At 68.0% G+C, this 24046-nt stretch carries 25 protein-coding genes; 9 read left to right on the top strand and 16 right to left on the bottom strand.

The window, feature by feature from the left end:
- Positions 1–727, top strand: a 727-nt coding sequence (locus AWC18_RS18560; protein ID WP_208858397.1) for a hypothetical protein, incomplete at its 5' end; no start/stop codon positions are given.
- Between the two features lie 20 nt (positions 728–747).
- Here AWC18_RS18560 and AWC18_RS18555 read toward each other — a convergent pair.
- Positions 748–2130, bottom strand: a complete 1383-nt coding sequence (locus AWC18_RS18555; protein WP_064997488.1) for a glycine--tRNA ligase — start codon at positions 2128–2130, stop codon at positions 748–750.
- 132 nt (positions 2131–2262) lie between these two features.
- On the opposite strand from AWC18_RS18555, the gene AWC18_RS18550 reads away from it, so the two are divergent.
- On the top strand, positions 2263–2646 hold the full coding sequence (locus AWC18_RS18550; protein WP_234784423.1) for an ArsR/SmtB family transcription factor: 384 nt from the start codon (positions 2263–2265) through the stop codon (positions 2644–2646).
- Positions 2643–3035: a Fur family transcriptional regulator gene (locus AWC18_RS18545; RefSeq protein WP_064997486.1), complete on the top strand. Its 393-nt coding sequence runs from the start codon at positions 2643–2645 to the stop codon at positions 3033–3035. The genes AWC18_RS18550 and AWC18_RS18545 overlap by 4 nt, the downstream gene beginning before the upstream one ends.
- Positions 3036–3048: 13 nt before the next feature.
- On the opposite strand, the gene AWC18_RS18540 is transcribed toward AWC18_RS18545, so the two are convergent.
- The 5 genes from AWC18_RS18540 to recO all read right to left on the bottom strand — a co-directional run bounded on the left by AWC18_RS18540 (position 3049) and on the right by recO (position 7213).
- Positions 3049–3438 carry a hypothetical protein gene (locus AWC18_RS18540; RefSeq protein WP_076047510.1) on the bottom strand — a complete coding sequence of 130 codons (390 nt, stop codon included), beginning with the start codon at positions 3436–3438 and terminating at the stop codon, positions 3049–3051.
- Entirely contained in the window at positions 3438–4325 is an 888-nt protein-coding gene (locus AWC18_RS18535) for a decaprenyl diphosphate synthase (protein WP_076047509.1), read from the bottom strand. The genes AWC18_RS18540 and AWC18_RS18535 overlap by 1 nt, the downstream gene beginning before the upstream one ends.
- Positions 4326–4407: 82 nt before the next feature.
- Positions 4408–5628 carry a class I SAM-dependent methyltransferase gene (locus AWC18_RS18530; protein ID WP_064997483.1) on the bottom strand — a complete coding sequence of 407 codons (1221 nt, stop codon included), beginning with the start codon at positions 5626–5628 and terminating at the stop codon, positions 4408–4410.
- A gap of 138 nt (positions 5629–5766) precedes the next feature.
- Entirely contained in the window at positions 5767–6126 is a 360-nt protein-coding gene (locus tag AWC18_RS18525; RefSeq protein WP_208858396.1) for a hypothetical protein, read from the bottom strand.
- A 283-nt stretch (positions 6127–6409) separates the two neighbouring features.
- Positions 6410–7213, bottom strand: coding sequence for a DNA repair protein RecO (recO, locus tag AWC18_RS18520; RefSeq protein WP_064997503.1), 804 nt, complete (start codon positions 7211–7213; stop codon positions 6410–6412).
- Positions 7214–7286: 73 nt separating this feature from the next.
- Between recO and AWC18_RS18515 the strand changes: the two genes are divergently transcribed.
- The 3 genes from AWC18_RS18515 to AWC18_RS18505 all read left to right on the top strand — a co-directional run bounded on the left by AWC18_RS18515 (position 7287) and on the right by AWC18_RS18505 (position 10076).
- Positions 7287–8735, top strand: a complete 1449-nt coding sequence (locus AWC18_RS18515) for an amidase (protein ID WP_109560136.1) — start codon at positions 7287–7289, stop codon at positions 8733–8735.
- 122 nt (positions 8736–8857) lie between these two features.
- Positions 8858–9196, top strand: coding sequence for a hemophore-related protein (locus AWC18_RS18510; protein WP_064997482.1), 339 nt, complete (start codon positions 8858–8860; stop codon positions 9194–9196).
- A gap of 13 nt (positions 9197–9209) precedes the next feature.
- Positions 9210–10076: a sulfurtransferase gene (locus AWC18_RS18505; RefSeq protein ID WP_085139669.1), complete on the top strand. Its 867-nt coding sequence runs from the start codon at positions 9210–9212 to the stop codon at positions 10074–10076.
- Positions 10077–10103: 27 nt separating this feature from the next.
- On the opposite strand, the gene AWC18_RS18500 is transcribed toward AWC18_RS18505, so the two are convergent.
- The 6 genes from AWC18_RS18500 to AWC18_RS18475 form a co-directional block, all read right to left on the bottom strand.
- The gene (locus tag AWC18_RS18500; protein WP_085139668.1) at positions 10104–11561 is read right to left on the bottom strand and encodes a flavin-containing monooxygenase; all 1458 of its coding nucleotides are present in this window, start codon (positions 11559–11561) and stop codon (positions 10104–10106) included.
- Between the two features lie 69 nt (positions 11562–11630).
- Positions 11631–12305: a DUF5642 family protein gene (locus AWC18_RS18495; protein WP_064997479.1), complete on the bottom strand. Its 675-nt coding sequence runs from the start codon at positions 12303–12305 to the stop codon at positions 11631–11633.
- An 86-nt stretch (positions 12306–12391) separates the two neighbouring features.
- Complete coding sequence (gene era / locus AWC18_RS18490; protein ID WP_064997478.1) at positions 12392–13288, bottom strand: GTPase Era; 897 nt, start codon at positions 13286–13288, stop codon at positions 12392–12394.
- 90 nt (positions 13289–13378) lie between these two features.
- Positions 13379–14677, bottom strand: a complete 1299-nt coding sequence (locus tag AWC18_RS18485; protein ID WP_085139667.1) for a hemolysin family protein — start codon at positions 14675–14677, stop codon at positions 13379–13381.
- Positions 14674–15210, bottom strand: a complete 537-nt coding sequence (gene ybeY, locus AWC18_RS18480; protein WP_064997476.1) for an rRNA maturation RNase YbeY — start codon at positions 15208–15210, stop codon at positions 14674–14676. Before ybeY ends, AWC18_RS18485 begins: the two co-directional genes overlap by 4 nt.
- Positions 15207–16259, bottom strand: a complete 1053-nt coding sequence (locus AWC18_RS18475) for a PhoH family protein (RefSeq protein ID WP_085139666.1) — start codon at positions 16257–16259, stop codon at positions 15207–15209. Before AWC18_RS18475 ends, ybeY begins: the two co-directional genes overlap by 4 nt.
- 138 nt (positions 16260–16397) lie before the next feature.
- On the opposite strand from AWC18_RS18475, the gene AWC18_RS18470 reads away from it, so the two are divergent.
- The gene (locus AWC18_RS18470) at positions 16398–17072 is read left to right on the top strand and encodes a class I SAM-dependent methyltransferase (protein WP_085139681.1); all 675 of its coding nucleotides are present in this window, start codon (positions 16398–16400) and stop codon (positions 17070–17072) included.
- On the opposite strand, the gene AWC18_RS18465 is transcribed toward AWC18_RS18470, so the two are convergent.
- From AWC18_RS18465 to hrcA, 4 genes are read right to left on the bottom strand one after another with little or no spacing between them, the layout of a single operon-like run.
- The gene (locus AWC18_RS18465; protein WP_085139665.1) at positions 17051–17752 is read right to left on the bottom strand and encodes a helix-turn-helix domain-containing protein; all 702 of its coding nucleotides are present in this window, start codon (positions 17750–17752) and stop codon (positions 17051–17053) included. The genes AWC18_RS18470 and AWC18_RS18465 overlap by 22 nt on opposite strands.
- A complete protein-coding gene (locus AWC18_RS18460; protein WP_085139664.1) occupies positions 17745–18494 on the bottom strand; it encodes a 16S rRNA (uracil(1498)-N(3))-methyltransferase in 750 nt (249 codons plus the stop codon). The genes AWC18_RS18465 and AWC18_RS18460 overlap by 8 nt, the downstream gene beginning before the upstream one ends.
- Before the next feature lie 7 nt (positions 18495–18501).
- Positions 18502–19656 carry a molecular chaperone DnaJ gene (dnaJ, locus tag AWC18_RS18455; RefSeq protein ID WP_085139663.1) on the bottom strand — a complete coding sequence of 385 codons (1155 nt, stop codon included), beginning with the start codon at positions 19654–19656 and terminating at the stop codon, positions 18502–18504.
- Between the two features lie 32 nt (positions 19657–19688).
- Positions 19689–20732, bottom strand: a complete 1044-nt coding sequence (hrcA, locus tag AWC18_RS18450; RefSeq protein WP_085139680.1) for a heat-inducible transcriptional repressor HrcA — start codon at positions 20730–20732, stop codon at positions 19689–19691.
- Between the two features lie 357 nt (positions 20733–21089).
- Here hrcA and AWC18_RS18445 point away from each other — a divergent pair, with 357 nt between their 5' ends.
- Positions 21090–22484 (top strand): pyridoxal phosphate-dependent decarboxylase family protein, encoded by a 1395-nt coding sequence (locus AWC18_RS18445; protein WP_085139662.1) that lies wholly within the window; start codon positions 21090–21092, stop codon positions 22482–22484.
- Complete coding sequence (locus tag AWC18_RS18440) at positions 22481–24025, top strand: xylulokinase (RefSeq protein ID WP_085139661.1); 1545 nt, start codon at positions 22481–22483, stop codon at positions 24023–24025. Before AWC18_RS18445 ends, AWC18_RS18440 begins: the two co-directional genes overlap by 4 nt.
- Positions 24026–24046 lie beyond the last annotated feature (21 nt).

Here is a 24046-nt window from a genome sequence, read left to right as displayed (position 1 = left end):
CGAAGCCGCCTTGGCCGCGGTGCTGGTGACTTGTGTGTATGCGTTATGGATCCGCCGCCATGCCTGGGGTTCGCGCTGGGATACCAATCCCTCGCGGGTCCTGGTACTTCTCGGGTGCTCGGGCCTGCTAATGTCCCCCGCGGGGCCGGTGCTGCTCGACCCGCCAGTGCACCGCTTGGTGGGGTTGTGGAATGTCGCCGGGCTGCTCTCGGTGCTGTGCATCTTCGGCGCAGTGGTGGCGATGTCTGAGCACCTGTTGACGCGGCTGGCTGACCAAGACCATGCACGGCTGCTCTGGCGGCGTCACATCGTGGCGCCGCTGAATCTCGGCCTGCCACTGGTGGTGATCGTGTTCTGCATCGCCGATCGGGGACAGCCGCAGTATCTGGACCTGTACGCACCACGAGGCCCGTGGTTTGCGGCGTACTGGGCGCTGGTCGGCGCCTCGGCGCTGTATGCGTTCGGATTCACCGGCCGGTTGCTGCTGGCCCTGCGCACCGACCCCCGCTCGAAAGCTTCGACCGAGCGGTACCTGGTATGGGTCGGTTTCAACGTCGCCGCCATCCTCGCGCAACTGACCGCCGTGTTCACCGGAACCCCGGTCACGCTGCCGACCTGGATCTTCGCGGGGGCAAGCGCGATCACCTTCGCCTACGCATCCGTCCTGTCCTGGCGTGACCGGACCACCTGGTTCGACCCGACCGCCCCGAGGACCGCCGCGGACTGAACGCGATCAGCGCGGCGCGGTCAGCAGCCCTTCAGACGGACGGCCAGATAGTCGGCGACCGCGTCGATGGCCACCCGCTCCTGAGCCATCGAGTCGCGCTCGCGCACCGTGACGGCGTGGTCTTCGAGCGAGTCGAAGTCGACCGTGATGCAGAACGGGGTACCGATCTCGTCCTGGCGCCGGTAGCGCCGGCCGACGGCGCCGGCGTCGTCGAACTCCACGTTCCAGGACTGGCGCAGCTCGGCGGCCAGATCCCGGGCCTTGGGCGACAGGTCGGCGTTGCGGCTCAGCGGCAGCACGGCGGCCTTTACCGGCGCCAGTCGCGGGTCCAGTCGCAGCACCGTGCGCTTGTCCACCCCGCCCTTGGCGTTGGGGGCCTCGTCCTCGTGGTAGGAGTCGACCAGGAAGGCCATCAGGGAGCGGGTCAGGCCGGCTGCCGGCTCAATCACGTACGGCACGTAGCGGGTGTCGGAGGCCTGGTCGTAGAACGACAGGTCCACGCCGGAATGCTCGGAGTGGGTGGACAGATCGAAGTTGGTGCGGTTGGCGATGCCCTCCAGTTCCCCCCACGGGTTCCCGGCGAAGCCGAACTTGTACTCGATGTCGGTGGTGCCGTCGGAGTAGTGCGACAGCTTCTCGCGCGGGTGCTCGTAGAGGCGCAGGTTCTCACGCTTGATGCCCAGGTCGACGTACCACTGCAGGCGGGTGTCGATCCAGTACTTGTGCCACTCGGCCGCCGTCGACGGCTCGACGAAGAATTCCATCTCCATCTGCTCGAACTCACGGGTCCGGAAGATGAAGTTGCCGGGGGTGATCTCGTTGCGGAAGCTCTTGCCGATCTGGCCGATTCCGAACGGAGGCTTGCGACGCGCCGTGGTCACCACGTTGGCGAAGTTGACGAAGATGCCCTGCGCCGTTTCGGGCCGCAGGTAGTGCAGGCCCTCTTCGGACTCGATCGGGCCCAGGTAGGTCTTGAGCATCATGTTGAAGTCACGAGGCTCGGTCCACTCGCCCTTGGTGCCGCAGTCCGGGCAGGCGATCTCGCTCATCGGCACGTCGTCGGGGTTGCCCCCCTTCTTCAGTGCCACCGCTTCCTGCATGTGGTCCTGGCGGTGGCGCTTGTGACAGTTGAGGCACTCCACCAGCGGGTCGTTGAACACCGCGACGTGACCGGAGGCCACCCAGACCTGACGCGGCAGGATGATCGCACTGTCCAAGCCGACGACGTCGTCGCGGGACGTCACGACAGAGCGCCACCACTGCCGCTTGATGTTCTCCTTGAGTTCCACCCCGAGTGGCCCGTAGTCCCACGCCGACTTTGTGCCGCCGTAGATTTCGCCCGACTGGAAGACCAGGCCACGTCGCTTGGCCAGATTGGCAACGGTGTCGATGATGGACGCCACGAGGGGGTGTTCTCCTGTCTTGACGGGACCGCGCCGACAACGCCGACACGCAAAACATCAGTCATCGTATCGACTCCGCCCACGTTCTTTGACATGCGTCATCACGCATGGAACAGTGGATGCCAGCTGAAAATGATTTCCAAAGTGTGCGGAGGTGGTGCTGTGCCCTCCTCAGCGTCTGGCCTGGCTGAGGGCCACCAACACACCGGCCCTGCCTTCCCCGCGACACCGCCGCGGGAGATCCTCGACGCCGCTGGGGAATTGCTGCGCGCGCTGGCCGCCCCGGTGCGGATCGCGATCGTCCTGCAACTGCAGGAGTCGCACCGCTGCGTGCACGAACTCGTCGACGCGCTGGGGGTTCCCCAACCACTGGTCAGTCAGCACCTCAAGATCCTCAAGGCAGCCGGAGTGGTGGCCGGCGAACGCTCCGGCCGCGAAGTGCTCTACCGGCTGGCCGATCATCACTTGGCGCACATCGCCATCGACGCCGTCGCACATGCCGGTGAGGACCGTTGACCGCCCCCGGCGTGCGCTCCACGCGACAGCGGGCGGCGATCTCGGCATTGCTGGAGACCGTCGACGACTTCCGGTCGGCCCAGGAGCTGCACGACGTCCTGCGGGAACGCGGTGAGAACATCGGGCTGACCACCGTCTATCGCACGTTGCAGGCGATGGCTACGGCCGGGCAGGTCGACACCCTGCGGTCCGACACCGGCGAAGCGGTGTACCGGCGCTGCTCGGAGCATCATCACCACCACCTGGTGTGTCGTGCCTGCGGGGCCACCGTCGAGGTGGGCGACCGTGAAGTCGAGGAGTGGGCGGCCCGCATCGCCGCCGAGCACGACTTCTCCGACGTCGGCCACACCATCGAGATCTTCGGAACCTGCGCCGACTGCCGAAAATGAACCTCCGCATGCCTCAGGCGTGCAGTACATCCCGGATGTCGACGCCCTTGGTCAGCACCAGCAGGACCAGCGTGCGCAGTGCGTCGTCGGTCAAGCCTGATCCGGGAAAGTTGTAGCGCAGCATCACATCTGCGGACTCGTCATCCTTCTCGACCAGCGTGACGGTCCCGAGCTGACTCCGGGCCGCCTGTTCGGCGGCACTGGTGCGCAGCTGGTTCGTCAGCGGCAAATCCCATCCCAGGATCTGGGTGAGCGACACCAGCTCAAGGTCCGCGGCGATCGGCACCACCCGCAACGAGGCCAAGGTGCCGCCATGGTGGACGGTCAGCGCACCGTCGGGCTCGGCATCAACGGCCAGCACCTCGGCGAGCACCGCGGCGAGGCGGTCCGGCAGGGCGGTCATCACGCCGTTCCGAACCTGCGCTGCCGCGAGGCGTACTGCTCGCAGGCCTCCCACAGATCGCGGCGGTCGTAGTCCGGCCACAGCTTCTCTTGGAAGATGTACTCGGCGTAGGCCGCCTGCCACAGCATGAAGTTCGACGATCGCTGCTCCCCCGACGTGCGGATCAACAGGTCGACATCGGGCATGTCGGGCCGGTGCAGATGCCGCGCGATGGTGGCCTCGTTGATCCGGCTCGGGTTCAGTTTGCCCGCCACCGCCTCTTCGGCGATAGCCCTGGCGGCCTCGGCGATTTCAGTGCGCCCACCGTAGTTGACGCAGTAATTGATGGTGATGACGTCGTTGTCGACCGTCATGGCTTCGGCGATCTCGAATTCTTTGATCACGCTGCGCCACATCTTCGGCCGCGAACCCACCCAACGCATCCGCACGCCCATCGCGTTGAGGTTCTCCCGGCGCCGGCGCACCACCTCACGGTTGAAGCCCATCAGAAAGCGGACTTCTTCTGCCGAGCGCTTCCAGTTCTCGGTGGAGAACGCGTACACGGTCAGCCATTTGATGCCGAGCTCGATGGCGCCGCAGGTGATGTCGATGAGCACCGCCTCGCCCATCTTGTGTCCCTCGGTGCGGCCCAACCCGCGCTGGGTCGCCCAACGGCCGTTGCCGTCCATGACCACCGCGACGTGGTTCGGCAGCGCCTCGGCTGGGATCTGCGGGGCGACTGCCTTGGAGGTGTGTTGCGGCGGCCGGCACGGCCCTCCGCCCGGCGGGGACGGCAACTGCGGGAAGATCACCGGCCAGGTGGACTTGTCCGGGAACACCGGATAGTCGTCGGGCGCCGCGGGCAGTTGTGGGAAGACGGCCTTCCGATTGGCCCGGTTCAACACCATGCGCGCTATCCTGCCCGATCGGGCCGGCGCCGCCCGCGGCGACCATGTGGTCGCCGCGGCGGCCTACCAGCCATACCGACGATCAGGAACGGGCACTCAGATCGAACGCGACGAAGTCCAGACGCCACAGCGACTGGAACAGCTTGCGCCCGAACTTCTCCAGGTCCGCTGCGCTGCCACGTGACGGGCCGGCGGCCTGCGCAAGATCTGCGGCGATCTGACGAATGGTGCGACGACCGTCGATGCTCTGAACGAACGGCAGCTGCGCCGGGTTCAACGGCATACGCCAGCCCGAACGGAAGATCTCGTCGTTGTTCAGGCCACACTTCCAGCGGAACAGCGGCACGTAGTCGAGGCTCTCCGGGGTGGAGAAGTCGATCTTGTAGCTGCTCTTGGGTCGGTCGGGCCGAGTGGCGATGAAGAAGTGCCGCGCGTTGAGGGTGTGGATGCGCTCCATCACCGACCAGATCTTCTCCTCCGGCAGGGCATTGATCTTGTCGTAGAAGCCGGCCGACGGCACCACAATGTCGTGCGCGTAGTACGGCGCCTTGAGCAGCCAGTCCTGGAAGTCCAGGCCGGCCGCCTTGACCAGATCGAGGCAGCCGTCGACGTCGTAGCTCTTCGCCCGACCGTGCAAGAACGTGTCAACCAGGCCCGAATCCGCGAACAGGTCGCCGGCGATCTTGATGTACGGCTGGACCGGGTGGTCCGGCGACAGCACGCGGATGGCCTGGCGGACGGTCTGAATCGACTCGTCGTTCTGCTCCAACCCGAGGTCGCGGAAGACCGACTCCAGGATTTCGATGCCGATCCGGCCGTAGCGGGCGTAGAGCATGATGGCGGCGACACCGTCGGGCCGCAGCTGGTCGGCGATCGCCTTCATGCCCACGTCGGGGTCGGCCATGTGGTGCAGCACGCCCGTCGAGACCGCAAGGTCGAAGTCCCGGCCGAGCGAGGAGAGCTCCTCGATGGGCAGCTGGTGCAGCTCCAGGTTCCACAGACCGTGCTTGTCCTTGAGGTACTGCTGGTGCGCCAACGACGACGAGCTGATGTCGACCGCCACGACGCTGGCCTGCGGGTTGTTGTAGGCGAATACCGCCGCCTGGTTGGTACCGCAACCCGCGATCAGGATGTCGAGGTCGGGACGGTATTCACGATCCGGCCACAGGACCCGGTGCGCGTGGCTCGGGTCGTACCATTCCCAGTTCGTGGTCGTCCATGCCTGCAGGTCGTGGATGGGCGGCGGGTAGGTCCACCGCTCGTACTGCCGGGAGACGACGTCTGCACGTGGATTCTCGGTCACTTCTTTCCTGGCTCCTTGTCGAATTGCCCCCCGCCGGATCGGATCAGACTTTAGCGGGGTCCTTTTGTGCTGGCGCGCCGGGAGGCGACTCCGTGTGGAGCCGCCCTACGCACCGGAATTACGTCGGTTGCGGCTGACTCAGCCGGCGCGTCCTGGCTGGCCTGGCTCACCGGGCTGGCCGGGGGTTCCGCCCGGTCCGGGCTCTCCGCCCAGACCGCCGGCACCACCCTCGCCGGGCTGGCCACCGGGGCCTGACGCGCCACCGGCACCGCCGGCACCACCGTTGCCACCGTGGCCGCCGTCGCCGCCCCGGCCGCCGGCGCCACCTGCACCGCCTGCGCCGCCCTTACCGCCTTGGCCACCCTTACCGCCTTGGCCACCCTTACCGCCCTGGCCGCCCAGGCCACCGGCGCCGGGAGCACCGTCCGCACCGGGGGCACCATCAGCGCCGGGCGCACCGTCGGCGCCATCGGCACCGTCAGCGCCGGGGCCGTTCACCGGGAGCGGTGCCGTGATTCCGGTAGCCGGGGCGGGTTCCTCTGCCCGCGCGCAGGAAGCCACGGCCGGGACCATTCCCACGACGAGGAGCGCTCCGGCCGCCGCACCGATACCGGCTCCAAAACCCGGTGTCGTCCTCTGCGCCCAGCGCCCCCACCCTGTGTCGTGAAACATTCGGCCTGCCTTCCTGATGAACCTAGGGATCTTGAAGTCGCATCAGCCTACAGCCGACGCCCGATCAGTCCACCGAAACGGACGGAATTCTCAGGTCGGCCCCGGCGGATCAGCCGTCGCCGCCGGCGGCCCGGCGTTGAATCTCAGACTCAGCCTCGGCATCGTGCCCGGCCGGCCGCTGCTGAACCCGCTCCACCAACGGCAATGTCCGCAACCGTCGCTCCAGGTGCCACTGCAGATGCGCGGCCACCAATCCGCTGGCATGACTGCGATGCGCCGGCGTGGAAAGCTCGGCGGCCTCCCAGTCGCCGTCATGCAATGCCGCCATCAGATCCAGCACACCCATCGGCGGGGTGGTCGACCCAGCCGGGCGGCAGTGCCCGCAGACGCTTCCACCGGCCGCGACATGAAATGCCCGATGCGGACCGGGGGTGGCGCAACGGGCGCACTCGGTCAGCGCCGGCGCCCACCCGGCCACCGACATGGCACGCAACAGATAGGCGTCCAGCACCAGCTCACGGGGGCGCCGACCGTCGGCCACCGCGCGCAGCGCACCGACGGTGAGGCGGTGCAACGCCGTCGCCGGAGCCCGCTCGGCACCCGCCAGGCGTTCCGCGGTCTCCAAAATCACGCAGGCGCAGGTGTAGCGGCCATAGTCGCTGACGATGTCGGAGGCGAACGCATCCACAGACACCACCTGAGTGACGATGTCGAGATTGCGGCCGGGGTGCAGCTGAACGTCGATGTGGGCGAACGGCTCCAGCCGGGCACCGAACTTGCTCCGGGTACGACGCACCCCTTTGGCCACCGCGCGGACCAATCCGTGGTCGCGGGTGAGCAAAGTGACGATCCGGTCGGCTTCGCCGAGCTTGTGCTGGCGCAGCACCACCGCCCGGTCCCGGTACAGCCGCATCCGACCAGTTTCGCATCGCGAGGGGGCGTTTCCAGGACACCACCGGTGCGGCACGCCGATACTCTCATCACCGATGACCCACCCGCCCGCAGCTTCCGGCACCCGCTTCCCCACCCTCACCGAGCAGCTCTACCAGCTGGCCAGCGGCGAGGCGACCTCTGTCGACCTGGTGCGTCGGGCACTGCACGCCATCGACGCCAGCCAGTCCACCCTCAACGCCTTCCGGGTGGTGTTCACCGAGTCGGCGCTGGTCAGCGCCGCCGAAGCCGACCGGCGTCGGGCCGCCGGCCACCGGGCCCCGCTGCTGGGCATCCCGATCGCGGTCAAAGACGACACCGATGTCGCCGGGGTGGCCACCTCGTTCGGCACCTCGGGCTACGTCGAGCCCGCCGGCCATGACGCGGAGGTGGTGCGCCGCCTGCGGGCCGCCGGCGCGGTGATCGTCGGCAAGACCAACACCTGCGAGTTGGGTCAGTGGCCGTTCACCAGTGGTCCCGGCTTCGGCCACACCCGCAATCCCTGGTCCCGTCGGCACACCCCCGGCGGATCGTCGGGGGGCAGCGCCGCCGCGGTGGCCGCGGGTCTGGTCGCCGCCGCCATCGGATCCGACGGCGCCGGCAGTGTGCGGATCCCCGCCGCGTGGACGCATCTGGTCGGCATCAAACCGCAGCGCGGCCGCATCTCCACCTGGCCGCTGCCGGAGGCGTTCAACGGGCTGACCGTCAACGGGGTGCTGGCCCGCACCGTGGCGGACGCTGCGCTGGTGTTGGACGCAGTTTCCGGCAATGCCGACGGCGACCTGCATAAACCGCCGCCGATAACGGCCTCCGACTACGTGCGGACCGCACCGGGCCAACTGCGTATCGCGCTGTCGACCCAGTTCCCCTACACCGGCTTCCCGGCCAGGCTGGATCCGGAGATCAACGCCGCGCTGGAACGCACCGCCGAGCAGTTGCGGCTGCTCGGCCACATCGTGGTCCCGGGCAACCCCGACTACGGGCTGCGGCTGTCGTGGCATTTTCTGTCCCGCTCCACCGCGGGCGTGTGGGCTGCCGCCAACGCCCTGGGTGATGGCGTCAACCTCGACCCGCGGACCTTGGCCAATATGCGCACCGGCCGGCTGCTGTCGCAGGCCGTGCTGCGCAAGGCCCGCGCCCACGAGGCCCAGGACCAGCGTCGGGTGGGCTCGATCTTCCGCATCGTCGACGTGGTGCTGGCGCCCACCACCGCGCAGCCGCCGCCCCTGGTGAACACGTTCGACGATCTGGGCAGCTGGGAGACCGACCGCACCATGATCGCGGCCTGCCCGGTCACCTGGCCGTGGAACCTGCTGGGCTGGCCGTCGATCAACGTGCCCGCCGGGTTCACCTCCGAGGGGCTGCCGATCGGAGTTCAGTTGATGGGGCCGGCCAACAGCGACGGCTTGTTGATCTCGCTGGCCGCGGAGTTGGAGGGCATCAACGGCTGGGCGGCCCGCCAACCCACACCGTGGTGGCGCACCGAGCCCGGTCACGCCTCGTAAGCATCCGAGAACGCCGCTAGCTGCGACTTCAGCGGGGTGCGCGATGGTCGGCTAAGCTTGGCCAGTCTTGACTTAGGTCTTCATAACCCCGTAAAGGTGCACTGGTGAAAGGCGTCCGCAATATGGCCTCTCTGTCGTTGACCAGGTTGGCTGTCGCAGCCGGCAGTCTGGCTCTGTCGCTCTCCGCCGGAGCCGGGTTCGCATCCGCGAGCCCTGACCTCGGCCCGATCATCAACACCACCTGCAGCTACTCGCAGGTGCATGCGGCGCTGGTCGCGGAGAACCCCGCCGCCGCCGCCGAGTTCGACGCCAGCCCCAACGGGCCGGGCATGCTGCAGATGTTCCTGAACTCGCCGCCGACCAAGCGCCAGCAGCTGGCCGGCTTCGTCCAGAACTCGCCGGAGGCCCAGCAGTACGTCGGCACCATCGTCCAGGTCGCCAACACCTGCAACAACTACTGAGCTGATCCGTGCGGTGAATCCGCGCAGCAAGATCCTAATCACCGCCGCTGAGCTCGCCGAGCTGCTGCGTGCCGGCGATCCGGTAACCCTCCTCGACGTCCGCTGGAGTCTGGAGGCACCCGACGGGCGCCAGGCATATCTCGACGGTCATCTTCCCGGTGCGGTCTACGTGTCGCTCGAAGACGAGTTGTCCGACCACGCCGCGTCCGGTCTGGGCCGCCATCCCCTGCCGACCGGCCGCAGCCTGGAAGCCGCGGTGCGCCGGTGGGGGGTGCGGCGCAACCGGCCGGTGGTGGTCTATGACGACTGGAATCGGGCCGCGTCTGCGCGGCTGTGGTGGTTGCTGACCACCTCCGGGCTGTCACACGTCCGGATTCTCGACGGTGGACTGTCGGCGTGGACCCGGGCCGGCGGCGAGTTGGAGACCGGAGACGTCTGCCCCGAACCGGGCAACGCCACCCTGCTGCCCGAGGATCTCTACGACGGTCTGCAGCCCACCCTGACCGCCGACGAGGCCGGCGACGGCGCCCGCACCGGCTCGCTGGCGCTGCTCGACGCCCGCGCGCCCGAACGGTTCCGTGCCGAGGTGGAGCCGATCGATGCGGCCGCCGGTCACATCCCAGGCGCGAAGAATCTGCCGTTCACCGCCCTGCTGGCCGCCGATGGAACATTTCTGCCCGACGATGCGATCACCGGACTGCTGCTCGAGCGCGGTATCGGCGCCGACGATCCCGTGGGCGCCTATTGCGGTTCGGGAATCAGCGCCACGGTGATCGTCGCAGCACTGGCCGCGGTCGGCCGCTCCGCGGCCATGTTCCCGGGATCATGGTCGCAGTGGAGTGCCGATCCGTCGCGGCCGGTGGCACGCGGCGAGGAGTGAGGGGCCGCGTCAGCTGAGGTGGCTGGGTCAGCTGAGGTGGAAGGCCGCCGGGTCGGGACTGCCCAGCATCGCCTTCATCGTGGCGCGGTCGAATGGCCACAGATCGACAGTGCCGCTCTCGGTCAGGTACCAGGAATTGCAGCCGGTGTTCCACACCGTCGGGCCCATCGCCGTCACGACGTCGTCGTTGAACCGGCTCGTGGCCTCTTCGGTGACCTCGACGGTGGTCAGCTCGCCGGCGCGGTACTTCGCCAGCCACTGCGCGATATAGCGTGCGGTGAGCTCCGAGGTGTACTGCAGTGAGATCGACGCGGTGGGCGAATTGGGACCCAACACGGTGAACAGGTTCGGGAAACCCGGTATCGCGGTCATCCGGTACGCGCGCGGGCCCTTCGCCCACGCGTCGTCGATGCTGATTCCGTCACGGCCCCGCAACCGCATGGGCCGCATGTAGTTGTGGGCGTGAAAGCCGGTCGCCAGCACGATGATGTCGGTGTCGCGATGGGTGCCGTCAATGGTGCGAATGCCGTTCGGGGTGACTTCGGCGATGCCGTCGGTGACCACGTCGGCGTTGTCGGCGCCGATGGCCCGGTAATAGCTTCCCGACACCACCTGACGTTTGCACAGCGGCTGGTAATCCGGCTGGAGCTTGGCCCGAAGCGTCTTGTCGCGCACCTGGATCCGCAGGCACGCCCGGGCGTAGGCCTGCACTGCCCGGCGCCGCCAGGTGGGACGGGTGGTCACGTCGGTCAGCACACTCGACCCGCCGAATGCCATCAGCCGGTAGAGCGTGCGGTGCAGTTTCGGCAACCGTGCCAGCACCGCGGCAGCACCGGGGACCTGCCGAAGCGACGTGGGCGCCCACAGGATCCACTGCGCCGAACGCACATAGTGGTCGATCGATGCGGCATCGGGCTGTAAGGCGGCGACCACCTGCACACCGGTGGAGCCGGTGCCGATCACCGCGATTCGCTTGTCGCCGGTTTCGAGCTCGTCATCCCAACGCGCGGTGTGCACCACCGGGCCGGCGAAGTCGGCCAGCCCGCGGATCTCGGGGATGAACGGGTGATGCAGCACGCCGGTCGCGCAGATCAAGAAGTCGGCGACAAGCTCTTCCCCTGCGGCGGTGGTGACAATCCAGTGCCGTCGCTCATCCCACTGCGCGCCGGTCACCTCGGTGTCGAGCCGGATCAGCTCCGCCAGCCCGAGCTGATCGACGACGTCACGGTGGTAGCGCTGAATCGCCGCGCCGGTAGCCCAGGCGTGTTGCCAATCGGGCTTCGGTGCGAACCCGAATTGGTAGATCTGCGAGGGCACGTCGCACCGCAGTCCCGGGTAGTGGTTCCAGTACCAGACGCCGCCGACGTCGGAGCCCTTCTCCAATACGGTGATATCGGAAAAGCCCTGCTCACGCAGAATGTAGGCGGTGGTGATACCTGCGACGCCCGCACCGATGATGATGACGCGTGGCTCGCGCCCGGTCACGAGGCCGGTCTCTCGGGGCCGGTGATCAGCACTCGGACGTCTCCGACCGACTGCTTGACCCCCATGGCGCTAGTCGCGCAGTGCCGACACCGCATCGACCAGCAACTCACGCGCCCGGTCGGCGTCGACCATGGCCGGCGGCTGGCCGCGTACCGGCTGCGGGTTCGCGGTGACCTGCACCAGCGCGCTGCCCAGGTAGGCGGTGAAGGTGTAGGACTCGCGAGACTGCTGCTGGCCGTCCTTGCCGACGATCTCGATCTCCGAATGCGTACCGGTCGTCTTCGCGTGGTCGATCTCCGGCGCCTCAACGTCGTCGAGGTAGCCGGTGAGCTTCCCGGCGCTGAACGTGACGTGGCTGCACTTCTCGGCGTCGGTGTCGTCGTAGTGCAGGTCCTGGTCAGTCTGCATGGCGATCGCGACCAACTGGTTGCCGTTGCCCGCGATCGAGACCATCGACATCTTGCCCCGGATGCCCTTCGGCGGGCGGCCGGTGTTCGCCGCGTATTCCTCGCAGTCGGCGGGATCGAACGTCACGCCGGGCGGCATCTTCTGCGGCCCCAGGATCTTCGGGTCGATGTCGTTGGGACCCTTGGTCTGGGTCTTGAAGTCCGAGCCGAAGGTCGACTGGACGTTGAACAGCTTGGTGGTGTCGAGCGGCTTTTGGCCTCCGCCGCAGCCGGCCAGTGCCTGCGCACACACCACGAGGGCAACTGAAGAGACAAGCAACGACTTGCGTACGAGCATCCAAGGAATCTACCAATGCCGATTCCCCGGCGGCGGGCGGTGGGCATCGCCGCTTCGGCGCGATACGCGCCCGGTTCGCACCCGCCCTAGAAGCCCAGCCGCCCGAGCTGCTTGGGGTCGCGCTGCCAGTTCTTCGCCACCTTGACCCGCAGGTCCAGATACACCTTGGTCCCCAGCAATTTCTCGATCTGAGTACGCGCAGCCGTACCCACCTCGCGCAGCCGGGCGCCGCCGCGGCCGATCACGATCCCCTTCTGGCTGTCGCGCTCCACGTACAGCACCGCGTATACCTCGATCAGGTCATCGCGATCTTCGCGCTGGCGCACCTCCTCGATCACCACCGCCAGTGAATGCGGCAGTTCATCACGCACGCCCTCCAGTGCGGCTTCCCGGATGAACTCGGCCATCAGGGTCTCTTCGGGCTCGTCGGTCAGCTCACCGTCCGGATAGAACGCAGGCCCGACGGGCAGCGCGGCGGCCAGCACGTTGATCAACACATCGACCTGCTCGCCGCTGATCGCCGACACCGGCACGATCTCGGCCTCCGGGACCAGCTCGCCGACCGCGACCAGTTGCGCGGCCACCTTGTCGCGGGTGGTCTTGTCGATCTTGGTGACGACGACGACCAGCTTGGTGCGAGGTGCCACGGCGCGGATCTGCTCGATGATCCAGCGGTCCCCCGGCCCGATGGCCTCGTCGGCGGGAATGCACAGGCCGATCACGTCGACCTCGGAATACGTCTCTTTGACCAACTCGTTGAGCCGCTTGCCCAGCAGCGTCCGGGGGCGGTGCAGGCCGGGGGTGTCGACCAGAATGATCTGGAAGTCGTCGCGGTGCACGATCCCGCGGATGGTGTGCCGGGTGGTCTGCGGGCGGTTCGAGGTGATCGCCACCTTGGCACCCACCAGGGCGTTGGTGAGAGTCGATTTGCCGGTGTTAGGCCGGCCGACGAAACATACGAAGCCGGAATGGAACTCGGTCACGAGCTGCCTTTCGCCAAACGGGGTCTCGGAGCGAGATTTCGGGTGAATGATCGCCGGCCCGCCACGAGCCAGACGTGTCCGGCGAGTGCGTCACTGCTCAACTGCGGTCTCCTCACCGGCGGGTTCGACGGGGCTGACCAACACGGTGCTGATCCGCACTCGCCCGCGGCTGTCGCGGCTGCCCTCGGCCCTCAGCCGCAGGCCGTGTGAGATTACCTCGGCGCCGGGCAGCGGAACACGGCCCAGCTCCAGCGCGAGCAGTCCGCCGACCGTGTCGACGTCGAGGTCGGAGTCGAACTCCACCCCGTAGAGTTCCCCGACGTCTTCGATCGGCAGCCGCGCCGAGACCCGAAATCTGTTGCCGTCCAGCTCTTCCACCGGAGCGACTTCGCCCTGGTCGTACTCGTCGGCGATCTCACCGACTATCTCCTCCAGGACGTCCTCGATGGTGACCAGCCCGGCGATCGCGCCGTATTCGTCGACCAGCAGGGCCATGTGATAGCGGCCGCGCTGCATGTCTTGCAGCAGCGCGTTGAGCGCCTTGGAGTCGGGCATGAAGACCGCCGGGCGCATCACCTGCGCCACGGTGGTGTCCCGCCCTCCGTTGGTCGAGTAATAGGTTTGTTGGACAAGGTCTTTGAGGTAGACGACGCCGCGGATGTCGTCGACGTTCTCGCCGATCACCGGGATGCGGGAATGCCCACTGCGCACCGCCAGCGCCGTGGCCTGGCCTGCCGATTTGTCATGCTCGATCCACACCATCTCGGTGCGCGGCACCATCACCTCGCGGGCCGGGGTGTCGGCGAGTTCGAAGACCGACTGGATCATCCGGCGTTCGTCGGCCGCCACCACCCCGCGCTGCTGCGCCATGTCAACGACCTCGCGCAACTCGATCTCGGAGGCAAACGGTCCGTTGCGGAAGCCGCGCCCCGGGGTGAGCGCGTTGCCCAACACCACCAGCACGCGGCTGATCGGGGCCAGCAGCACCGAAAGTACTTGCAGGGGAAGCGCGGCGGCCAGCGCGATCGAATAGGCGTTCTGCCGGCCGAGGGTGCGTGGCCCCACCCCGATCACCACGAAACTGACCACCACCATGGCGGCCGCGGCAGCGACCAACCCCCAGTGCAGGCCGAGCACGACGCTGAGCAGATGCACCAGCAGCGCGGTCGCGGTGACCTCGCAGGTGATGCGCAACAACACCACCAGGTTGATGTAGCGAGGACGTTCGGCCATCAGCTTGGCCAGCCAGACCGCACCGGGCCGCTTCGCCCGCACCAACTCCTCGACCCGCGCCGGCGAGACGGTGCTGACCGCGGCATCGATTGCCGCCAACAACCCGCCCAGACCGATCAGCGCAATCACGCCGAGGAGCAGCGGTGTTCCGGTCACGATTCGTCGAAGTACCTGGACTTGTCCAGCAGCCGGCGATCTTTCTCGCTCTGGGTCTGGGCCCGGTAGGTCTCCACCTGGTCGGCAACCCACTCCTCGAGCAGACGGCGCTGCAGGGCGAACATCTCTTTTTCCTCTTCCGGCTCGGCGTGGTCATAGCCGAGCAGGTGCAGCACGCCGTGCACCGTGAGCAGTGCCAGTTCCTGGCCCAGCGAATGCCCGGCCGCCGCAGCCTGTTCGGCGGCGAACTCCGGGCACAGCGCAATGTCGCCGAGCATCGAGGGACCGGGTTCAGGGGCATCCGGCCGGCCGCCGGGCTCCAATTCGTCCATCGGAAAACTCATGACGTCGGTCGGACCGGGCAGGTCCATCCAGCGCATATGCAGGTCGGCCATCGCGGCGGTGTCCAGCAGCACCATCGACAGCTCGGCACCGGGGTTGACGTCCATCTTGGCCAGCACGAACTTGGCGACGCTGATCAGTTCCACCTCGGAGACGTCGAGGCCGGATTCGTTGGAGACCTCGATGCTCATCGGCGTGACCTGCCCTGCGAGGCGCGCCGCGACGCCCGGTTCACGGCCAGCCCGGGGCGGTCCTGTTCGGCTTCGTGACGTGAGTAGGCGTCGACGATCTCGGACACCAGCCGGTGCCGGACGACGTCGACGCTGGTGAGCTCGGCCACGTAGATGTCGTCGATGTCGTCGAGGATGTCCACGGCGGCCCGCAACCCGGACCTCGCCCCGCCGGGCAGGTCGATCTGGGTGACGTCACCGGTGACCACGATCTTGGCGCCGAAGCCCAGCCGGGTGAGGAACATCTTCATCTGTTCGGCCGTGGTGTTCTGCGCCTCGTCGAGAATGATGAACGCGTCATTGAGTGTCCGCCCGCGCATGTAGGCCAATGGCGCCACCTCGATGACACCGGAACTCATCAGCTTGGGAATCAGCTCCGGGTCCATCATGTCGTGCAACGCGTCATAGAGCGGGCGCAGGTACGGGTCGATCTTCTCGCTCAGGGTGCCGGGCAGAAACCCCAGCCGCTCACCGGCTTCCACCGCCGGGCGGGTGAGGATGATGCGGGTCACCTGCTTGGTCTGCAGCGCTTTGACCGCCTTGGCCATCGCCAGATACGTCTTGCCGGTACCGGCCGGGCCGATACCGAACACGATGGTGTGAGCGTCGATGGCATCGACGTAGCGCTTCTGGTTGAGCGTTTTGGGCCGGATGGTCTTGCCGCGCCGCGACAGGATGTCAAGGCTGAGGACCTCGGCGGGTGACTCGTTGCCGGTGCCCACCAGTATCCCGACGCTGTGCCGCACCGTTTCCGGCGTCAGAGACTGCCCGCCTGCCACGATCGCCACCAGCTCGGAGAGCACCCGCTCGGCAAGCGCGACATCGGCCGGCGCTCCGGAAATGGTGACGGCATTACCGCGTACATGCAGGTCGGCGGTGAGCAGGCGTTCGATGGCGCGCAGGTTCTCATCCGCAGAACCCAGCAGACCCATGACCAGGTCGGGTGGAATATCGACGCTGCTGCGAACCTGCGAGGCCGGCCCTGCAGCGGGGGTATCGCGGGGCGTCACGGGGCTTCCGATGCCTGCTTCCTGGGAGTTTGTGCCGTGGGTACGGCGATGGGTCGGACGCTTGAGTCTACCGCCTGCCGTGACCGATGAGCGGTTCGTTCAAGACGGGAGGGTGGCCCGCGGGTGAAACTGCCGGGTATGAACGAGGAAGCCTTCACCCCGGCCCTGGGCCGCTTTGCCCCGGCCCGGTTCGTCGACGCCCGCCTGTTCGACACCGTGGTGGTGTTAACACGCGAGCGGCTGTGGCGAGGCCTGACCGTCATGCACCTGGCGCCGCGCGCCGACGAGCAGATCCTGGACGTGGGCTGCGGCACCGGATCGTTGGCGCTGCTGGCCGCGCGGGTCCAGCCGCAGGCGAAGATCGTCGGCCTGGACCCCGACCCCAAGATCTTGGCGGTGGCGCAGCGCAAGGCCGCGGCGTCCGGTTCGGCCGGTGGCGTCCGTTGGCTGACGGGGATGGGCGACACCCTGGTGGAGTCGGTGGGCGCGGAGTCGACGGACGCGGTGATGTCCAGCCTGGTGTTGCATCAGTGCCCACTGGCGGTCAAACGCGCCATCCTGGCGTCGATGTTCGCGGTGCTGCGACCGGGCGGTCGACTGGTGATCGCCGACTACGGACTGCAGCGGACCGCGCTGATGCGCCTGGCTTTTCGGTTCGTCCAGTTCGCCGACGGCAAGACCGACACCCAGCCCAACGCCGATGGTGTTCTCCCGGAGCTGATTTCGGCGGCGGGTTTCGTCGATGTGCGCGAGGCGGAAGTGATTCCCACCATCACCGGGTCGATGTCGATCTATGTCGGCCGCAAGCGCTGATCGCCCAGCGCGTAGCGCACCACCGACGGCGTCAGGCCCATCATTTCGCGCATCTGCCGGGTGAAGTGGGCCTGGTCGGCGAAACCGGCGGTGATCGCGGCCTGCGTCAGCGGCGTACCCGACTGCAGGGCTTCGACGGCCCTGCGCAACCGTGACCAGACGCGCCAGCGGGCAAGCGGCATCCCCAGCTCCCGGCGCGCCAGCGCGCGCAGGCGCTGCGGCGAGAGGCCGACCTCGGCGGCCAGGCTCGGCATCGTGATGTTGGTGTCGGCCAGCATGGCCAGCGCCGCCACCAGGCGCGGATCCAGCTCTTCGGACTGTCCGCGGCAGGCCGCTGCGACCTGGGGCTCGCACAGGCCCGCCAGCTCGGGGGCGGCGGCGATGCCTGCGCCATAGCGCTGCCGCAGGTCATCGGCGTACAGGCAGTGCGGCTCGATGAAGTAGGTGACCAGGTCGCGAATGGCCAGGATGCGATGCGGCGCCATCGGTGCCACGACCAGCGCGGTGGCCTGATGGCGGGTGCCGGCGAGGTCCACCATTGCCACTTCGTGGTGCCCGGCGACGACGATCTGGAAGGCGCCGTGGCGGTGAATCGGGCCGCCCCCGCCCACCGGCCCGCGATACACCGCGTAACCGTCGCTGATGCTCAGCGACGGCGCCGAACCCGCCCGGCTATTCACGCTCCCAGCGTGGGGTCAGCACCCCGAGCGCGCCCAGCGCGACGGCCGCCGCGGTCGAGGTGCGCAGCACGGTCGGCCCGAGCCGCGTGGCCACCGCGCCGGCGCCGGTCAACGCCGCCAGCTCAGCCTCGGTGATTCCGCCCTCGGGCCCCACGATCAGGGCCAGGGCCGACGCCGAAGGCCCGACCGCGTCGGCCAACCCAGCTCCCGCCGCGTCGTGCAGGACCAGCACCGTCACCCCGGCGGCCGCCTGTTCGCGGACCCACGAGACCAGCTCAGCGCCGGTGCGCACCCCGGCCACCGGTGGAATGTGGGCCCGGCGCGACTGCCCGGCGGCCGCCCTGGCGACCGCCTGCCAGCGCCGCACGCCCTTGTCTGCGCGCTGGCCTTCCCAGCGGGCCACGCACCGGTCGGCCTGCCAGGGCACGAGGGCGTCGGCGCCGGCCTCGGTGGCCAGCTCGATCGCCAGCTCGGATCGTTCGGATTTGGGCAGCGCCTGCACCACGGTGACCGACGGACTGGGGGGTTCGACGTGAGAACGCTCCAATACCCGGGCTCGCAGCCCGCCGCGGTCGGCGTCCTCGACCTGGCATTGCGCGACCACCCCCGCACCGTCACCGAGGGTCAGCTGCTCTCCGGGCCGGATCCGGCGCACCGTCGCGGCATGAAACCCGGCGTCGCCGTCGAGCATCGCCAGCGCACCCACTTCGGGCAGCATGTCGACGTAGAACAGCCCTGCCACTGCGGGCTCAGCGCCCGCTGAAGGTTTCGCGCAGTCGGCTGAACAGGCCGCCGCCGCTGTGTGGCGTGTTCGCCGAGCGAACCTCGGCGGTCTCGCGGTCACGGTGCTCTTTGAACTTGCGCAGCAGCTCGGTGTCGTGGTTGTCGAGGCGTTCGGGGACCACCACCTCGATATGAGCGTGCAGGTCACCGCGGACACCGGTGCGGACCTGCGGCATACCGTGGCCGCGCAGCACGATGGTCGCACCGGGCTGGGTGCCGGCCGGGATGGTGATGTCGGTGGCGCCGTCGAGGATCGCGTCCACGGTCACGGTGGTGCCCAGTGCTGCGTCGACCATCGGCACCGAGATGTGGCAGTGCAGGTCGTCGCCGTCGCGGGCGAAGATCTCGTGGGGCTGTTCGTGTACCTCGACGTAGAGGTCACCGGCCGGTCCGCCGCCCGGGCCGACCTCGCCCTGCGCGGCCAACCGGACGCGCATACCGTCACCGACTCCGGCCGGGATCTTGACGCTGATCTCACGGCGCGCGCGCACCCGGCCGTCGCCGCCGCACTGGTGACACGGGTCCGGGATCACTTCGCCCACGCCGCGGCAGGTGGGACACGGCCGCGAGGTCATGACCTGGCCCAGCAACGAACGCTGCACGCTCTGCACCTCGCCGCGTCCGTGGCAGGTGTCACAGGTCGCTGGGGCCGAGTCGCCGTGGGTACCGCGGCCCTGGCAACGATCGCAGAGCACTGCGGTGTCGACTGTGACGCGCTTGGTCACACCGGTGGCGCACTCGGTGAGGTCCAAGCGCATGCGCAGCAGGGAGTCCGACCCCGGCCGCACCCGGCCGGTCGGGCCCCGGGAGGCCGCACCGCCGCCGAAGAATGCCTCGAACACATCCCCCAGGCCCCCGAATCCCGAGGCGCCTCCGAATCCGCCGAACCCGTTGCCGCCGCCGCTCTCCAGCGGGTCGCCACCGAGGTCGACGATCCGGCGCTTCTCCGGGTCGGACAGCACCTCGTAGGCGGCGGTGATCTCCTTGAACTTGGCCTGCGCCGCCTCGTCGGGGTTGACGTCGGGGTGGTAGGTGCGCGCCAGCTTGCGATAGGCGCGCTTGAGCTCGGTGTCGGTGGCGCCCTTATCGACGCCCAACAAGCCGTAATAGTCGCGTGCCACGCCTGACCTTCCCAAACTTCTGTCGCCGGGGATCAGCGAGCCCCGAGCACTTCACCGATGTACATAGCAACTGCTGCAACACTGGCGATGGTTCCCGGATAGTCCATCCGGGTGGGACCAAGCACCCCCATACCCCCGTACACGGTGCCCTGTGACCCGTAGGCGGTGGACACCACCGAGGCGCCGGCCATCTCCTCCGCCTCGGTCTCGTGACCGATGCGCACCGTGACTTTACCGGCTTCCTGCTGCACGGCGAGCAGCCGCAGCACCACAACCTGCTCTTCGAGCACTTCCAGGACCGATCGCAGCGAATTGCCGAAGTCGGCGGCATTGCGGGTCAGGTTGGCGGTACCGCCCAGCAGCAGGCGTTCCTCGCGGTGCTCGACCAACGACTCCAGCAGCACCGTGGCCGAGCGCCCCACCGCGTTGGCCAGGCCGGGAGCCAGCCCACTGCGGCCGTCGAGATGCCCGGCGAGTTCGGCGACGGCGGTGGAGGCCGCCGAGATCCGCTTGCCGTCCAGCGCGGCGCCGAGCATCTCCCGCAGCTGGCTGAGCTGGTGGTCGTCGATGGGCTCGCCCAACTCGACGATGCGCTGATCGACCCGACCGGAATCTGTGATGACCACCAGCAGCAGCCGCGCCGGGTTCAGCGCGATCACTTCGAGGCGCCGCACCGTCGACACCGACAGCGTCGGGTACTGCACAACGGCCACCTGGCGGGTCAGTTGCGCCAGGGTGCGCACCGCCCGGCGAAGCACATCGTCGAGGTCGACACCGGAGTCCAGGAACGACAGGATTGCCCGTCGCTCCGCGGCTGACAGCGGCTTGACCTCGTCGATTCGGTCGACGAACTCCCGGTACCCCTTCTCGGTGGGCACCCGGCCGGAACTGGTGTGCGGTTGGGCGATGTACCCCTCGGCCTCCAGTACCGCCATGTCATTGCGCACGGTGGCCGGTGAGACTCCCAGGTTGTGCCGTTCGACGAGGGCCTTGGAGCCGATGGGCTCCTTGGTGGCGACGAAGTCGGCGACGATGGCACGCAATACCTCGAAGCGTCGATCATCTGCCACGCCCATGGAGCTCACCTCCTGATTCGCACAGCTACGGCCGTCCTCGATTTTACGGTGAAGCCGCAAACAGCCGGTGTTCGATGCTGTGCACGATGCCAGGCGCGCGATCTCGCCCCCACCAGGCAACCTCGACGAAACAAGCGGCGGGCGGCGACGGCTCGTCTCGCCTTCGCTGAATTCAGGTATTTCACCTCCGGCCACGGTAGGTCAGCAGGGGTGATACCCACGGTGGGGCGCGATGCGCTGTGACGCCGCGTCGGTCGCTCATGGTTAGCTCAGGTATTGCGCGTGCGAACAACGACATGACGATTCCTCAGGTCTGTGACCATCAGGGATCTTCAAGATGGAGGATCTGCTCTCACCATGTCCGACTTCCCCTACACGGACCGCTTCACCGTCAACCGCACGCTGCCCGAGCAGGGCAGACCGCGTGAGGAAGTGCTGGCGGAGCTGCGTGAGATGGCGCAGGCCGAGGATCCCACCTGGGAGACCGGCAAGGTGTCCGGAACCATGTACTGCGGCGACCACGAGCACTACCGCTTCCTCGATGAGGCGTTCGGACTGTTCGCCCATGTCAACGTGCTGCAGCGCGACATCTGCCCGTCGGCGACCAAGTTCGAGGGCGAAGTCATCGCCATGGCACTGGATCTGATGCACGCCGAGGCCGTCACCGACGGGGAGCCGGTCGGCATGGTCACCACCGGCGGCACCGGCAGCATCATCCACGCGCTGCTGGCCTACCGGGAGCACGCCGCCAAGCACCGGGGCATCACCCGGCCGAACTTCATCAAACCCGAAACCGGTCACCCGGCGTTCGACAAGGGCTGCCACCTGTTCGGCATCGAACTGCGCAAGGCTCCCATCGATCCGAAGACCGCCCAGGCCGATGTCGACTGGGTGGCCGACAACATCGACGAGAACACCATCGCGATCATGGGCTCGGCGTGCAATTACGGCTACGGCACCGTCGACCCGATCCCGGAGTTGGGACAGGTGGCCTCAGAGCGTGGGGTGGGGCTGCACGTCGACGCCTGCCTGGGCGGTTTCGTCCTGCCCTTCGCGAACGAGTTGGGATACGACGTTCCCACTTTCGACTTCCGGGTCCCCGGCGTCACCAGCATCTCCGCCGACAACCACAAGTACGGCTACGCTCTCAAGGGCGCCTCCACGCTGCTGTTCCGCGACAAGGCGTACCGCAACGCCCAGTACTTCTACCTGCCGGACTGGACCGGCGGCAAGTACATGTCCCCCGGCATCGAAGGCTCGCGCTCGGGCGGACTGATCGCTGCCGCGTGGGCGTCGATGGTGCAGTTGGGCCGCGAGGGATACCTGCGCTACGCCAAGGCGATCCTGGAGACCGCCTCGGCGATGCAGGACGCGGTTCGCAGCCACCCCGAGCTGGCGATCATCGGTTCGCCCACATTCTGCTTCAGCTTCCGCTCCGACGAATTCGACATCTACCACGTCGCCGATGCCATGAAGCCCAAAGGCTGGCGGTTCAACGGCCAGCAGTACCCCAACGCCATCCACATGGCAGTGACCCGGCCGCAGACCCAACCCGGTGTGGTCGAAGCCTTCGCCGCCGACCTCGACGAGGCGATCGAGTACGCCAAGAAGAAGACCGCCGCCGGTGAGTCACCGATCAGCGCCGCGGTCTACGGCGGTGTCCCCGGCGGGATGACCGATGAGGCGGCTCAGTTCATCGAACGGTTCATGGAGCAGATCCTCGACACCCAGCAGTCCCTGCCGCCCCTATGAGCGGAGCGGAGCGTGTAGAGCGCGTCGTTCTGGCCGTCGACCTCGGCACTGGGGGGCCCAAGGTCGGTTTCGTGTCGTTGGACGGCACCGTGCTGTGGTCGGACCTCATCTCGGTCTCGACCGAGTATGGGCCGAACGGAGCCGCCGTTCAGGACGCCGGCCTGTGGTGGGAGATCGTCCGCGAAGCCACCAGACGCGGCCTGGCTGAGAGCGGAATACGCGGCGACCAGGTGGTCGGCGTGTCGATCACCGGACAGTGGGCCAGCACCGTTCCCGTCGACGCCGACGGACATCCGGTGGGCCCGTGCGTCATGTGGATGGACACTCGGGGTGCGCCCTACAGCCGCAAGGCATTCGGGGGCCGGCTGGCCGGCTACCGGCCACGGGCCCTGGCCAGCTGGCTTCGTCGCAATGGCGGCGTGCCCTCGCCCTCCGGCGACGATCCGGTCGGGCACATGTTGTACCTGCAGCACGGCGACCCACAGACCTTCGCGGCGACCCGCTGGCTGCTGGAGCCGGTCGACTACCTCAGCATGCGTTTCACCGGACGCGCGGCCGCCTCGCGGGCCTCGATGATGGGCACCTGGCTCACCAACAACCGCAACCTGGACGTACTCGACTACGACGACGTGCTGGTGCGACTGGCCGGTCTGGACCCGACGAAACTTCCCCCGCTGGTGCCGATCGGCTCCATCATCGGTCCGGTGGCCCCGGCAGTCGCCGCCGACCTCGGCATTTCGCCTGCGGCCCAGGTGGTCACCGGTATCCCGGACCTGCACAGCGCGGCGGTGGGTTCTGGTGCGGTGCGCCAAGGTGAGCTGCACATAACCATCTCCACCACATCGTGGATCAGCTGCCCGGTGGCGTTCAAGAAGACCGATGCGTTGCACCAACTGGCCACCGTCGCGGGCCTCGACCCGACCTCCTATCTACTGGTCAACAACCAAGACACCGCCGGCCGGGCGCTGCAGTGGTTGCGCGACACCGTGTTCGACGACCTGGACTACGACACGCTGACCGCGGTGGCGGCGGGCGCACCGGCCGGCTCGAACGGGGTGATCTTCACGCCCTGGCTCAAAGGCGAGCACTCCCCCGTCGATGACCGCCGCGCCCGCGGCGGATTCCATAACCTGTCGCTGGCCACCACCCGGGCCGACCTGGTGCGCGCAGTGCTCGAAGGGGTCGCCTACAACAGCCGCTGGCTGCTCGACTGCGTGAACCGGTTCACCCCCAACGCCGGACCGATCCGGATCGTCGGCGGCGGGGCACGTTCAGATCTGTGGTGCCAGATCATGGCCGACGTCACCGGTCGGACCTGCGAGCGGGTGGCCGATCCGCTGAACGCACAGTTGCGCGGCGCGGCGCTGTTCGCCGGGATCGGGATGGGCGAGTTGGATCGCGACGCGTTGCGCGACCTGATCCCGCTCGACGGCGTATTCGAGCCGGTGGCGGCCAATCAGGCGGTCTACGACCGGCTCTTTGCCGAGTTTCCCAGGCTCTACAAGTCGCAGAAGGGCATGTTCGGCCGGCTCAACCGCTGACCCGCCGACTCCTTCGAACGA

The sequence above is a fragment of the Mycolicibacter nonchromogenicus genome, from assembly GCF_002101775.1.
Classification (GTDB): domain Bacteria; phylum Actinomycetota; class Actinomycetes; order Mycobacteriales; family Mycobacteriaceae; genus Mycobacterium; species Mycobacterium nonchromogenicum.
Note: the sequence above shows the minus strand (reverse complement) of the source record. Positions and strands in the feature narration are given on the sequence as shown.